Origin of the sequence: Lactobacillus johnsonii, from assembly GCF_013487865.1 — a bacterium.
GTDB lineage: Bacteria > Bacillota > Bacilli > Lactobacillales > Lactobacillaceae > Lactobacillus > Lactobacillus johnsonii_A.
Genome location: NZ_CP047409.1, coordinates 172683 through 187831 on the forward strand (window position 1 = coordinate 172683; position 15149 = coordinate 187831).

Below are 15149 nucleotides of genomic sequence, written 5' to 3' on the forward strand. Positions count from 1 at the left end.
GAAAAACGAAGATCCTCAACTCTTTTTTATTGTCTAGCAAAACCGGTTCTAACTGAATATGCATCTGAGAAAATACGGATCATGATTTGTAAGGGTAATCGAGAGCGCACTTCATAATCAGGAAAATAGTTGGTTTTTGACATGTAGCCCATAAAAGTCAATGTCGAAAGTGAAGCAAGTTGTCCATTAGGATTAGTGGTAAAGGATAGTAAAATTCATTTACAATATTTGTCTAATACGGCTAAATTACTTACTTACCAATATTTTATTGAAAAATTGAAACAAACTAAGACACCAAAAGAGATTAAGGCATTATTCGTATCTGAGTCTTAGACGCTTAACTATTAAGTAAACTAACAGACTAATTAAACCTAAACTCAATCCTATTAAAGATAATTTTAAATTAGGATTGGATTTAGGTTTTTTATTATTTTTTTAGAAGTATGTTTTATATTATTTTGGTAAACTTTTTTTGAATGTGATTGATAATTTGATTCATTTACGTAAGAAGAATTTGTGGAGGAAAGCTTATCAACTGAGTGATTATAATTTTCTTCTTTTATTTTATTGGGATCATAGCCAAAGTATTTTTTTAATAGATAAAGAGTGTGATAATAATTGATTGCTTTATCGGAAGAAAGAGGATGACCTAGAAAAGCCATATAGGTATGATACAGATCATGAAGATCAGGATTTCCATGATCATCTATGCGTAAACCATCTTCATTAAATTTAGGATTGGAAGTATCTTTTTCTGTATGTGTATTTTTGGAATGGTTTGTTGCTTCTTGTCTTTTTTTATAAGTTTCAGAGGTGGTTTTAACCATAGTCCATTTAATTTCAGTTACTCCACTTTTATTTTTCCAATCTACTGGAAGCATAGCCGATGGATTACCAACAAAAGTATAACCATCAATATGAATTGGATTAATACCACCCTCATCAAACATTCTATGGGGACTATCAGTATAACCGACTTGAGTAGATAATAAAAATCTTCCTAGATATTCATTGGTATCTTGATCGTATACTTTTGCATAAATCTTCTGTACGCTACGTTCGTGTGTTGAAGATGTTTGAGTTTCTTGAGCTGAATTTGTATCTTCAGCATATACAGTTACACCAGAAAATATACTTAAAGAAGCTATCAAAAGTATGATTGAATAAAATATTTTATCTATATGGATTTTGGGTGGTGAAATAAATTTTTTCATAATCTTTTCTCCATTTATTTGTGATGTAATTCATAACTCTATTATCCAAGAATGAGTAAAAAAAGACTAGAATGAAATATGAGAGATACAGCCTATTTATGAGAAAAAGGAAGATTAAAAATGGCTAAAAAGGTTTCACCACGCATAGTATTGGCTATCTTATCCGCAGGGATGCTATCGTTTTTAGGAATTTTAGATGAAACAGCTACAACGGTTACTTTTCCTATTCTAACTAGAGAATTTGCAGTTACAACTGATCAAGTGCAATGGGTAAATACCCTTGTATTATTAGTAATTGCAACAATTGTACCAATTAGTTCCCAGATTAGATTAAGGATATCAACTAAACATATTTTTATCTTAGGTGTTTTATTGTTTGCTTTAGGATTGATAATTGATATTATTACGCCGCGCTTTGATTTATTACTGCTAGGACGTGCGTTACAAGGTGTTGGTACTGGAATTGGATTACCGCTAATGTACAATATTATTTTAACGGAAGTGCCTAAAGAAAGAATTGGCTTTATGATGGGAATCGGAACAATGATTACTGCGTGTGCAGTTGCCTTTGGACCAGTTTTTGGCGGAACTATAACTGATATTTTAAATTGGCGTTGGATCTTTATTATCTCATTAGTTTTAATTTTAATTAGTTTACTAACGGGAACGTATTCAATTGAACAAATTAATTCATTGCAAAATGTAAAGATTAAGTATGGGCAGTGGTTTTCACTAGCTCTAGCTTTAGTATGTCTCATGTTAGGCTTTACTCAAATAGCAAAGTATCAGTTTTTGTCAATTCAAGTTGCTGGATTTTTAGCATTAGGTATTATTAGTTTGTTAATTTGGATAAAGATATCTTGGTCGGATAAAAATGCGCTTATTAGCCCGCAACTATTTGAAAATTTCAATTTTAGTATGCAATTAATTGCCTATTGTTTTGCCAAAATTGCTACGTTAGCGTTAGGTTTTATTTTTCCTATTTATGTGCAAACTGTTAATCATGGATCAGTATCTCTTGCTGGCTGGATAACCTTTCCCGGAGCAATAATTAATGCGCTAATGGCAGCTTTAGCTGGCAAACTACTTGATAAAAAAGGAGCAAGACTACCAATTATTATTGGTGTGTGCGCCAGTTTGATTAGTTTGATTTTGATGAATTTATTAGCGCCACTTAGCAATTTAGAAATTGTCTTCTTGTATATTCTTTATTATGGTGGCTATGGGATGTGCTTTGGCAGTTTATTGACTAGTGGCTTACTTAATTTAGGTAAAGATAATCATGCTCAAGGTAATGCTATTTTTAATACGCTGCAACAGTTTTCTGGCGCACTGGGAACGACACTTGCTGGTACAATGATTGCCTTGGCACAAAATCAAAACTATAAAAATAGTACAGCAATTGGATCCAAATGGGCTTTTATGATCTTGCTAGTTCTGATAATTATTAATTTGCTTCTGACAATTGTCTTTGTACCAAAGAAAAAATAAAGATAAAAAATTATATTTTTAATAATAGACTAAAAATTTTAATAATGATATCATTTAGTTAATTACTTATGAATTACAAGGAGGAATTTTATTAATGGCATTACTCAATGTACGTGGCGGTGCTGGTGATATTACTAAGCCCGATCTTAATGCAAGACCACAAGATAATCTTTACTTAGCAGTGAATTCTGAATGGATTGAAAAAGCAAAAATTCCTTCAGACCGTTCAAGAATTAGTTCTTTTGATGGTATTGATTTGAATATTGAAAAGAGCTTAATGCAAGATTTTGCGGATTTTGCAGATGGTAAAAAGAAATTGCCAAATGTTCCTAATTTTGAAAAAGCAGTTGAACTTTACAAAATTGCTAATAACTTTGACAAGAGAAATGAAGATGAGGCAAAGCCAATTAAAGCTGACCTTGAAGAAATCACTAGTTTACGTAATTTAACTGATCTTAACTTAAGAGCAGCTGATTTCTATAAGAATGCTTTTGACTTACCAATTAGTGTGTCAGTTGATGCGGACATGAAGGATACTAAAGTTCATGTTGTGTACTTTGGCGGACCTGGTTTATTCTTGCCTGATACTACTACTTATGACAATCCTGCAGCAGCTGACTTATTGAAGGTATTACAAGATCAATCTGAAAACTTACTTAAAATGGCTGGCGTAAGCGAAGAGGATGCTAAGAAGTATGTAGAAGATGCATTGAAGTTTGACAAGAAGCTATCTAAAGTTCTTAAGTCAACTGAAGAATGGGCAGATTATCCAGCAATGTACAACCCAATGACTTTAGCTGAATTTGAAGATAAGTTTGATAGCTTTAAGATTGACAACTTCTTAAGTAATTTATTTACTCAAAAGCCTGAGAAGATTATTGTCACTGAACCAAGATTCTTAGATCATGTTGAGGAATTAATCAACGAAGATAATTTTGATGAAATTAAAGGCTGGATGGTTGTTAAGTTTATTAATGGTGTAGCTGCATATCTTTCTCAAGACTTCCGTGAAGCTGCTTTTCCATTTAGTCAAGCTTTATCAGGCCAACCAGAATTGTCTTCTGGTACTAAGCAAGCTTATCGTTTAGCTAATGGTATGTTTAGCGAAGTAGTTGGTGTTTACTACGGTCAAACTTACTTTGGTGCTGAAGCAAAAGCTGATGTCGAAGATATGATTCATAAGATGATTGACGTTTATGAAAAACGTATTTCTGAAAATGAATGGTTATCTGAAGATACTAAGAAAAAAGCAATTGTTAAGTTGCGTGCCTTAATTTTGAAGATTGGTTACCCAGAAAAGATCGAAAAAATTTACGATCGTCTTCAAGTTACTTCTGAATCAGAAGGTGGCAGTCTATATTCAAATGAAAGTGCTGCAGCTGTTGAATCAGTTAAGTACAACCTTGAAAAATTAAACGAACCAGTTGATAGAACTGTTTGGTTAATGCCAGGTAACTTAGTAAATGCTTGTTACGATCCACAAAGAAATGACATTACTTTCCCAGCAGCAATTTTACAAAAGCCATTTTACGACCTGAAGCAATCACGTAGCTTGAATTATGGTGGTATTGGTGTCGTTATTGCGCACGAAATTTCACACGCATTCGATAACAACGGTGCTAAGTTCGACGAATTCGGTAATTTGAAAAATTGGTGGACTGACGAAGACTTTGCAGAATTCAAGAAACGTACGCAAGACGAAATTGACTTATTTAATGGAATTGAATATGGCCCAGTTACCTTAAATGGTAAGCAAATTGTTTCTGAAAATATTGCTGATCAAGGTGGTTTAACTGCAGCTGTTGAAGCAAATAAGGGCGAAAATGGCAACATGAAGGAAGTATTTGAAAACTTTGCTCGTGTTTGGGCAAACAAGCAACTTCCTGAATCAATTAAGACACAAGTTTCAGTTGATGTTCATGCTCCTGGTCCTGAAAGAGCTAACGTTCAATCACAATGCCAAGAAGAATTCTATAAGGCATTTGATGTTAAGCCAGAAGATGGTATGTGGCTAGACCCAGAAAAACGTGTTGTGATTTGGTAAAAAATAAAAACTAATTTTTTAGAATCAAATGGCGAAAGCTGTTTGGTTCTTTTTTCATTGTTTGCAAAAAGAAATTATTAATAATATTATGAATTGGTATTCTTATCCCTTAAGACAATATTCTTAATTAGAAAAGGTTAAACATGTTAGAAAAAATAAAAACTAATAAATTTTGCCAATTCATCTGGCCATATTTATTAATCATCTTGGCTACAACGATAGTCATTTCACCACAGCTGATTTCACACACTATTTTAGCGAGTGATGACACTGCTGATACCTTATTTCACTATAGTCGTTTTTATGATGCAGGGATGCAGCTAAAAAGTGGAATATTTAGTATTTTTCAGACAAATTTTACTTTTCAGCAGAGCGGTAGAATTATTAATGCCATTTATGGCCCACTTTTTGCCTACTTTAACGGGATTTTAGTTCTCATTGCTGGTAATTGGTTTAACTATCAAGTTATCTTAGCCTATCTAATTTCTTTATTGGGTGCTGGCAGTATGTATTACCTCCTAAAGCAGGTAGGTGTTAATAAGCTTTTAGCTACTGTAATGGGAATTATCTACATTAATATTGGGATGATTCCAGCCTTCATCAATCGTAGTTCTTTTAATGGTTGGGGACAGACTTTAATGCCGCTAGTTGTTTTATGCGGTGTTCGCATGATTAGCAATAAAAAACAACCAATTAACTGGATTCAGTTAATGCTCGTAATGAGTCTGCTTATCCAAGTTCATGTCTTGAGCACCTTAATGGCAGTCTTGTTGCTGATTCCGTTCTTTATCTACTCTTTAATTATTAACAATAATTCTAGAAAAGTTTGGATACCTTTTATTAAGGCAGTTCTAGGAACCATTGTTTTATCAGCAAATGTAATTGGTGCATTTTTAGTTTTAATGCCTACAAATCACCTTTCTGCAACTACTGAATTTGATTTATCCCGTGGTGGATTACGACCACACATGCTTTGGCATAATGAATATGGAACAGCATTTGCATATATTTTGCCAATTTTTGTTTTATTGATTATTGCGCAATTTATCTATGTTGTCATGCACTATAAACGAGACAAACTAAATACTTTTGTAACCATTTGGGGTACTATCTTATTAGGCTTATCTTCATTTGTTTTTCCTTGGGGACTAGTTCAAAGAGTTTTTCCTAGCTTAAAATCATACTTTCAATTTCCATTTAGATTAACAGTCGTGGCCTATCCATTGATTTTATTGGGAATGGCTTTAACGGTTAACCACTTACTAAAAGAGGGAGTTAAGCCAAAAGCAGTTGGTATTAGCTTGGTAACAATTTTGCTTTTAGAAGCAGCTGTGCCAAATATAATTACCAACCACATTTTCACAGTTGCTTGCAGAAAAGATACACAAGTACAAGTTGTCGCTAAACAATCAACCAGTGACAAGATGCTAGAAATGTTGAAGTGGCATTATTTACCGGACTACTTACCAACCAAGGACAAGTCGATTGACCAAAATGCAGCTTATCTCTATAAAGTTAATGTTGTTGAGCGCTACCAAAAATTTGATCACCGAGTTACTAAAAATGGTGATTTGGTTTTATCTTGGAAAGCTGACCAAAATAAAAAGATAGTTTTACCTGTTGTGCTTTATAAGCAAAGTGAATTAACTGTAAATAGTAAAAAATTCTCTGGTGCTAAAAATGTAATTGGAAATCCAATTGTTGATCAAAAAGCTGGATTGAATCGGGCTATTCTACACTTTACCGTGCCAACTTGGTTCTATGTAATTAGTGCAATTTCATTAATTTCTTGGCTTTTAGTTATTGTATTTTTACTATGGAAAAAGTTTATAAATAATAAAAACAATTAAAAGATATTTAAATCATATACAAAAGCAGTTCCTTAACAAGTTCAATTTATTAGGAAACTGTTTTTTGTTTGTATGGTTTATTTACGATTAATATCAATTTATTTTTAAATTAATACATGGCTATAGTTAACTTGTTATGTTATTATTTAACTGTAATAATTGAAACCGCTTTCTATGGTTTCAGAGGAGGAAATTTAAGTTGAGTACACAAGAACGTTATTCTCATGATGAGTTAAGAAAAGCTAACAAAAAATTTAGTCGGGTTCGTTCTACTATTGAATCTGCCTTTTATGGTAACAATGTACACGAAGTAACTAGTGTTGCTGAAGCTTATAATTTAGCTAAAAAACAATCTGGTGTTATCGAAACTGACCTACCAATTTTACATACTAAAGAACTTGGTTTACCACAAGGTGCTAAGCAATTAGTTTATAATCACGGTAAAATCTTGGGTAGAACAGCAAGTGCACGTCACTTTGTTGACGATCCAAAAGAGGATCCTGAAGCATTAGCTGGCAGTTTACGTGAAGATATTTATAAGGGTCATGATCAAAAATTCTTAAAAGCAACAGTTTTAGTAGGATTAGATCCAAGCTTTACTGTTAAAGCACATATTATGATGCCAGAAGACCAAGCCTTTAACTTACTCTCATATATTTTGAACTTCCACTTCTTTGATGAAGAAGCAGAAAAGATCTATAAGAAATCGAAGTTATATGATGAGGGAGATATTTACTTCTACTTTGATCCAAATACACAAGATGAAGACTATCCAAAGGGCTTTGGTGTCTTTGATGCTCCACATAACTGTGCTGCAGTCTTTGGCTTACGCTACTTCGGTGAATTAAAGAAGGGTACTTTAACTCTTGCTTGGGCTATGGCTCATAGAAACGGTTATACTGCTTGTCACGGTGGTGAAAAGTCATTCCACTTTAAGGATAAGGATGATAAAGTATTTGCTTTCTACGGCTTATCTGGTTCAGGTAAATCTACTTTGACTCATGAAATGTATGATGGTAAATATAATATTACTGTTTTGCACGACGATGCATTTATTATTTCTCGTGAAGATGGTTCTTCAGTAGCATTAGAGCCTTCATACTTTGATAAGACGCATGACTATCCAGCAGGTCACCACGAGACTAAGTACTACACTACAATTATGAACTGTGCTGTTACTCAAGATGAAGATGGCAAGAAAGTTATTGTTACTGAAGACTTACGTAACAATAATGGTCGTGTTATTAAGACACGTTATACTTCACCACATAGAGTTGACTATGAAAGTGCACCAATTACAGCTTTATTCTGGATTATGAAGGATGGTTCATTACCACCAATCTTAAAGGTTGACGATCCAGTTTTAGCTACAACCATGGGACTTACTTTAGCAACTAAGAGAACTAGTGCTGAAAACTTGCCTAAGGGCTTTGATATGAATACCTTAGTAATTGAGCCATTTGCAGATCCATTCCGCGCTTACCCAGTATCTGGTGACTACTCCGACTTTAAGGAATTATTTACTAAGCGAGGAGCATCTTGTTATATCTTAAACACAGATGCATTCATGGGTAAGGATATTCCAAAGGAAGTAACTAAGAAGTTAGTGGAAGATCTTGCTAATGGCAGCATTAAGGATAGCGACTGGAAACCATTTGGTAACTTCAAGGGTGTATCATACTTACCAATCGAAGACTATGAAGTTCACTTGGATGATCCAGAATATCAAAAGACTTTAGCTAAGAGAATGCAAGATCGTTTAGATTGGCTTAACAAGTATGATGAAGAACATCCTACTCAACCAATCCAAGCTGAAGCTAAGGAAACTTTAGAAGGTATTATTAAAGAATTAAGTTAATAATTTAAATATTCCTCTATAATTTTTATATTTGAACACTAAAAAAGACATCCCGATTGGGATGTCTTTTTCGTATCTATTTATTACTCTTTAAGTTCGCCTTCAGCTTGAAGTTTCTTTTTAATAACTTCAAATTTCTTTGGAGCAATTCGAGTAATGTGTTGTCTTCTTTGATTTCCTAGAATCAATGGTACACGTTCAATGACTGTATCTGCATAATCTAAGCCAAACCATGAAGCCGGGTTTGAGGAAAGGTTTTGAAGCCATACACGTGCTTCAACTAAGAATTTTTCATAACTTCTAAGTTGTGTTTGTGGACTAATTACATCGTTAACGATAACGAATGAGAAGTCACCAACATCTCTACCAGGAGTAATAGTGTATTCTTGTGGTTGAGATTCAATGGTTCCATCTGCAATTAAGTCATGAACAATTTGACGTAAGTAAACATTTACACTAGTTTGCTGCTTGAAACCAAGGAAGAGCTGAACGTTAATAACGTTCTTTGTGCCATAAGTGTTAACAGCATATTCAGCAGTGAATGGTTCGTTAGTTACATTAACTGTTACAAACCAATATGCTCGTGCCCGTTTAGGACGCTTATCTAAGATAGAATAGAGAATTTCTCTCTTAATAAACTTATTGTATTTAACTTTTGCCATATAGACTAAGTTAGTTGCAAAAGTAGGATAATCTTCGTCATGACTTAAGTTCGTTAACATATCCACGTATTCATCAAGACGAACATAAGCGTTACGTGATTCACGCTTGTCTCTAATTTTATTACCGTAGTACCAAACGTACATAATGATTCCGATGAATCCGGCAATAACTAATGAAACGTGACCACCGTGCATGAATTTACTCAAGCTGGCTAACATAAACATTACGTCTAAGAAGCCAAAGAAAATTAAGAAGAGCCAATTCCAAATAGTATGAACGCCCTTCATTGCCAACCATTCATAGAGCAGAATTGTTGTCATTAACATTGAAATGGTAATTGACAAACCATAAGCTGCTTCCATGTGAGCTGAGGTTTGGAAGAAAAGAACAATTGCAATAGTTGCTGCACAAATCATTTTATTAACTGAAGGAATATAAATCTGTCCCTTCTTAGTCGAAGGATACATAATATTCATTCTTGGTAAAAATTTCAAACCACTGGCTTCAGCTACTAAAGTAAATGAACCAGTAATCAAAGCTTGTGAAGCAATAACAGCTGCAATAGTTGCTAAAACAATCGCAGCTAAACGAATGTTTTGTGGAATAATTTCGAAGAATGGGTTGAAGTCACCGTTTCCAGCATTGTAGTTAGGGTTGTTTAAAATCCAAACACCTTGACCAAAGTAGTTAAGTGACAAACAAACAAAGACATATGGCCAAGAACCAATAATATTCCCTTTACCAACGTGACCAACATCTGAGTATAAAGCTTCAGCACCAGTAGTAGCAAGGAAGATAGAACCTAAAATAAAGATTCCGGCCTTGTTATAAGGACTGAATAAAAGTTTGATTGCGTAGTATGGATTAAGAGCTTGTAAAATTGACAGGTCCCCCATCATATTCATCAATCCAATTACACCCAAGAAGGTGAACCAGATAAACATAATTGGACCAAAAGCCTTACCAATAATACTTGTTCCCATTCGTTGAATTGAGAACAAAAGCAAAAGAATTACTACTGTAATCGCAATAACAGTTCCTTGAGTAGAAACCGGAACGTTACCGTGACCAAATTCAATTCCTTTTAATCCTTCAATAGCAGTTGTAACAGTAACTGCAGGAGTTAAAGTACCATCAGCTAGGATTGCTGCCCCACCGATTAAAGCAGGAAGGACAAGCCATTTTGCTCGTTTCCGGACCAAGGTATAGAGGGCAAAAATACCACCTTCACCATGGTTAGTAGCTTTTAAGGCAATAAAGACAGTTTGCAAAGTTGTTAACAGAGTAACCGTCCAAAGTACTAAGGAAATAGAACCTACAATAAAGTCGCGATTTACGTTCGCAATGCCGCCGTTTCCGGCAACAATTGATTTCATAACGTATAGCGGACTTGTTCCGATATCACCGTAGACGATACCAATGGCAATTAGCAAGCCTGCGGCTGATATATTTTTCCGTGTTTTTTCATTCATTATTATATTCTCCCAATAAATAGCCAAATAGCTAAATATTCAATAACGTAAAAAAGAATGCCGAAAAGACATTCTTTTTTTAAACATATCTATTTTCATCTATTTGCGCAAGAGTTGCAAGTATCTGCAGGCGATTAATTAAAAATATTTATTTCAATTTAGTTTTTTGAATTGATTTAATATTTTGTGAGCCTAGGATTAATGGAACTCGTTCAACTACTGTATCAGCATATTCTAATCCAAACCAAACAGCAGGATTAGAAGATAAATTTTGAAGCCAGACACGACTTTCAACTAACCACTTTTCATAAGTATTTAATTGAGTTTGTGGACTAATCACATCATTTACAATTACAAATTTAAAATCTCCAACGTCACGACCGGGAGTCGTGGTGTATTCTTGTGGCTGAGATTCGATTGTACCATCTTTAATTAGATCGTGAACTATTTGTCGTAGATAAACATTAACTTTTTGCTGTTGCTTAAAACCTAAATATAGTTGAACGTTAATCACGTTTTTTGTGCCATAAGTATTGATTGCATATTCGGCGGTAAAGGGTTCGTTAGTTACATTAACAGTGACAAACCAATATGCATGGGCCCGTTTTGGACGTTTGTCTAAAATTGAGTAGAGTATATCGCGCTTGATAAACTTATTGTACTTAACCTTAGCCATATAAACTAAATTTGTTGCATATAAGGGTACACTATCATCATGACTTAAATTACTTAGCATAGATGTATATTCGTCTAAGCGCACGTAAGCATTTTTAGCTTCGCGTCTATCACGAACTTTGTTACCAAAATACCAAATATACATAATTGCACCGATAAAGGCAGCAATAATTACTGTTACATAACCGCCGTGTAAAAACTTAGCTAAACTGGAAATTAAAAACATGCTTTCAATTGCACCGAACAAAAATAGAAAAACTAAGCGTAACAGGATGTTAACTTTTTTTAGAGATAGGTACTCAAAAAGCAAGATTGTTGTCATTAACATGGTGACCGTAATTGCTAACCCATAAGCTGCCTCCATGTGTTCTGATGTCTTAAATAAAAAAACAATTCCGATTGTAGCCACGCATAGCATCTTATTAATAGAAGGAATGAAGATCTGTCCTTGTTCAGTGGAGGGATAGATAATTTTCATCCTCGGTAAAAATTTTAAGCCACTTGCTTCTGAAACTAATGTGAAAGATCCGGTAATTAGAGCCTGAGAAGCGATAATGGCTGCTAAGGTAGCTAAAATGATGGCAAAAAATTTCCACTGACTTGGAAGAGCTTCAAAGAAAGGATTAAAGTCGGTATTACCAGCATGATAGTTGGGATTTTCTAAAATCCATACTCCTTGACCAAGATAGTTCAAGGCTAGACAAATAAAGACGTAAGGCCAAGAAGCCATGATATTGCCTTTTCCTACGTGGCCTACGTCTGAATAAAGTGCTTCTGCCCCTGTAGTTGCTAAAAAGACAGCTCCTAGGATTAAGACACCAACCTTATTTGCTGGACTAAACAAAATTTTGACTGCTAACACAGGATTGAGAGCCTCAAGGAGCGACAAGTCATGACTTAGGTTCATAGCACCAGTTAAACCTAAAAAAGTAAACCAGATAAGCATAATTGGCCCAAAAGTTTTTCCAATTATACTAGTTCCCATTCTTTGGATGGAAAATAAAAATAAAAGAATGATGATGGTAATAATAAGAACACTGTTTTGATTAGGAACGGGAATATCATTGCCAAATTTCATGTTTTTAAGACCTTCAATTGCTGTCGTGACAGTAACTGCAGGTGTCAGTGTGCCGTCTGCAAGCAAGGCAGCTCCACCAATTAAAGCCGGAAGAACTAACCATTTGGCCTTTTTTCTAACTAAAGCATAAAGTGAAAAAATACCACCCTCACCATGGTTAGTCGCTTTAAGAGCAATTAGAACATACTTAACTGTTGTTAAAAGAGTTATTGTCCAAAGAATAAGAGAGATAGATCCGACTATATATTCTCTGTTAACACTAGCAATTCCTCCATTTTCATTCACAATTGCCTTCATAACATAGAGAGGACTTGTACCAATATCGCCATAGACGATTCCAATTGAAACTAAAAGGCCAGCTAGAGTGACCTTTTTTCGTACACCATTATTCATATTAAAATTTCCTAATAAAATAAAACATAATGACATTTTAGATAAATAAAAAAGAATGTATTAAAACAATACATTCTTTTCTATTAGCACTATTTTGTTCCTTTAGGATTCAATATGCAACTAATAATTTGTGATTTTTTATGAAAGAGTTTGCTTAATTTCGTTACGACGATCAGTGTACCATTTTTCCCAATCTTCGTAAGTCTTCATGTTTTGTGGATCTACGCCAGTTTGTTTTTGGATATTGTTAAGCATATCCATAAAACGGTCTCCATGAATATTTAAAACATGCTTAACCAAGTTGCGACGGCTGAAAGCCATATTGTTAGTTAAGTATGTATTAATTTCGATAACATCATGATTACCATCATAAACATCCATAATTTCAAGATCGCTTTCGTCAAATTTTGAAATATAGAAGTTAGCAAATGTCTTTAAGTAATCTGGTTGTTCTTTAAATTCAGTAGCTGGCATTTCTACACGATTTGCCTCTGGCATAACTACTTCAAATTCTTCTTTTTCTTGAGTTTCTTCGGTGTTCTTCTTGTCTTCAGTCAAAGTTAAGAGCTCCTTTACTGTCTAGCTGTACAAAAATTCAATATAATCTTACATTGAATTACAATCAAAAGCAAATTTTATAGGGCTTATTTAAAGTTTTCTACATCTTGTTTAGTGTAAGAATCAATTGTAGTATGGCCACTATTAGCAGCTGATCTCATGAAGTCAACTACTTTTTGATCAGACCATGAACTAGTATCAACACCAATTGAACTTAATTGATTACGGGTTTGAGAAATTACTCTACCAGTAACTGTTTGACCATTGATCATCATACTATCATCACTTGAAGTTGATGAAGAATTAGTATCTGAATTGTTGTTATTAGCTCCAGTATTGCTGCTTGAGCTTGTTGCACTAGATTTTTGACTTGCAGCATTATTGTCTTGAGCATTTGAGCTATTTGAATTACTTGAACTCTTGTTAGAGTTAGAACTAGTGTTATTGTCAGTATTACTACTGTTTGATGAGCTAGATTTTGAGTTAGAACTTTGCTTGTTTGAAGTAGTAGCTTCATCGTCATCATTAGCATCTAAGTTTTCAGTATCAATGTCATCGTGAACATTTTCGCCATTTAATTTTGCGTTAGCAACTTTACGTAAATGTTTAACGTTCTTTTTTACCTTCTTATAATACTTATTATTAATGTAAGGTAAGTCTAAAATTTGATCGCAAGAGTCAACTGCTGCTTGGTAGTCTCCGTCTCTGTAGCTTAGTTTAGCCTTCTTGTACAAAGGATTAATATCATTAGTGATATGATCTTGAATCTTGTCAATTGTCTTATAGAGTTTAGAAGCTTGTTTAGTCATTACTGAGTAGCCATTAGTCTTATTGGCTGCTTTATCTAATTCACCTAAGGCATCTTTAAATTCATATTCTCTAATTTCTTCTTGAGCATCCTTCATGTCGCCAGCTTGATCTGCGTAAGCTTTTGATTCAGAAGTGGCTTTTACATCATGTGCATCTTCAAATTTTTCTTCAGCTGTTTCATATTTTTGACTAGAAGCAGCATCTTTTCCTTGATTCATGTAAGTAGTGTACTTATCTGAACCACTGTTAGATGAATTATTTGATGATGTATTTGAACATCCAACTGCTAAAAAGGTAATGAAGAATGCCGTAATGGCAACTCCGAGTTTTGATCGTTTCATCATTTTTTCCTCCTATTAGAAATGAATTTATCCTACTTAAATTATACCAAATTTCATGTATAACAATTTTTTAGAAAAAAGTTGGCACAAATCACTGAGATAAATCGTTAGTAATAGTGTAAGGCAATTCACCGGTGATGACTTACAAAAAATATTTATAAATTAGGAGCATAATAATGGAATTTGTTTTAAAAGATCAATCAATTCAATTTACTTTTATGGGTGAAAAGTACAACAATGGTAAGAAAAATAAAATTTTGAAAAATGTTAAAAAGCAAGTTAAAGCTGAAGATATTATGAAGGTGGGCAAAGCTTTATCTAGCCTTCAAAAAGATGCAGGAATTCAAAAAGCTAGATTAATCTCATATTCAGATATTCAAAACTAAAAATTATCTATTTTATTTTATAAATCTCAATAGTTGGAAAGGAAAATAAAAAATGACTACTACTAAGACTTTAAGACTTACATTCAAAAATGCTAAAGACAAGAAAGTGAATTTATCTTTAGCAGATGCAGCTGAAGATTTAACTGCAGAAGAAGTAAAGAATGCAATGAATGAAATGTGTGAAGCGAACATTTTTGCAAAGGAAGAAGTTGATCAATATCAGGTTCCTTTATCTGCTCAATACGTTGAACGTACAGTTACTTCTGTGTTTGATGATAGTGAAAAGAATTAGGACGATATTTTTTGAGATAAGAAA

General features: G+C 33.8%; 11 protein-coding genes and 1 pseudogene. 6 read left to right on the forward strand and 6 right to left on the reverse strand.

The window, feature by feature from the left end; all coding sequences use genetic code 11:
• Positions 1–26: 26 nt before the first annotated feature.
• A pseudogene (locus tag GTO82_RS09845) lies at positions 27–209 on the reverse strand (MurR/RpiR family transcriptional regulator); the annotation flags it as partial.
• 189 nt (positions 210–398) lie between these two features.
• Entirely contained in the window at positions 399–1214 is an 816-nt protein-coding gene (locus tag GTO82_RS00830; protein ID WP_180873434.1) for a hypothetical protein, read from the reverse strand.
• Between the two features lie 120 nt (positions 1215–1334).
• On the opposite strand from GTO82_RS00830, the gene GTO82_RS00835 reads away from it, so the two are divergent.
• From GTO82_RS00835 to GTO82_RS00850, 4 genes are all read left to right on the forward strand, one after another.
• Positions 1335–2705: an MFS transporter gene (locus tag GTO82_RS00835; protein ID WP_180873435.1), complete on the forward strand. Its 1371-nt coding sequence runs from the start codon at positions 1335–1337 to the stop codon at positions 2703–2705.
• Between the two features lie 94 nt (positions 2706–2799).
• Positions 2800–4749, forward strand: a complete 1950-nt coding sequence (locus GTO82_RS00840) for a M13 family metallopeptidase (RefSeq protein ID WP_180873436.1) — start codon at positions 2800–2802, stop codon at positions 4747–4749.
• 143 nt (positions 4750–4892) lie between these two features.
• Entirely contained in the window at positions 4893–6599 is a 1707-nt protein-coding gene (locus GTO82_RS00845) for a cell division protein (protein WP_180873437.1), read from the forward strand.
• A gap of 199 nt (positions 6600–6798) precedes the next feature.
• Positions 6799–8457: a phosphoenolpyruvate carboxykinase (ATP) gene (locus GTO82_RS00850; protein ID WP_180873438.1), complete on the forward strand. Its 1659-nt coding sequence runs from the start codon at positions 6799–6801 to the stop codon at positions 8455–8457.
• An 83-nt stretch (positions 8458–8540) separates the two neighbouring features.
• On the opposite strand, the gene GTO82_RS00855 is transcribed toward GTO82_RS00850, so the two are convergent.
• From GTO82_RS00855 to GTO82_RS00870, 4 genes are all read right to left on the reverse strand, one after another.
• Positions 8541–10592 (reverse strand): KUP/HAK/KT family potassium transporter, encoded by a 2052-nt coding sequence (locus GTO82_RS00855; RefSeq protein ID WP_180873439.1) that lies wholly within the window; start codon positions 10590–10592, stop codon positions 8541–8543.
• Positions 10593–10740: 148 nt separating this feature from the next.
• The gene (locus GTO82_RS00860; RefSeq protein WP_180873440.1) at positions 10741–12738 is read right to left on the reverse strand and encodes a KUP/HAK/KT family potassium transporter; all 1998 of its coding nucleotides are present in this window, start codon (positions 12736–12738) and stop codon (positions 10741–10743) included.
• 138 nt (positions 12739–12876) lie between these two features.
• Entirely contained in the window at positions 12877–13296 is a 420-nt protein-coding gene (locus GTO82_RS00865; RefSeq protein ID WP_004898622.1) for a hypothetical protein, read from the reverse strand.
• 86 nt (positions 13297–13382) lie between these two features.
• The gene (locus GTO82_RS00870; protein ID WP_180874061.1) at positions 13383–14447 is read right to left on the reverse strand and encodes a hypothetical protein; all 1065 of its coding nucleotides are present in this window, start codon (positions 14445–14447) and stop codon (positions 13383–13385) included.
• Between the two features lie 176 nt (positions 14448–14623).
• Between GTO82_RS00870 and GTO82_RS00875 the strand changes: the two genes are divergently transcribed.
• On the forward strand, positions 14624–14833 hold the full coding sequence (locus GTO82_RS00875; protein ID WP_180873441.1) for a hypothetical protein: 210 nt from the start codon (positions 14624–14626) through the stop codon (positions 14831–14833).
• 52 nt (positions 14834–14885) lie between these two features.
• Complete coding sequence (locus tag GTO82_RS00880; RefSeq protein WP_180873442.1) at positions 14886–15125, forward strand: DUF2922 domain-containing protein; 240 nt, start codon at positions 14886–14888, stop codon at positions 15123–15125.
• Positions 15126–15149: the final 24 nt, after the last annotated feature.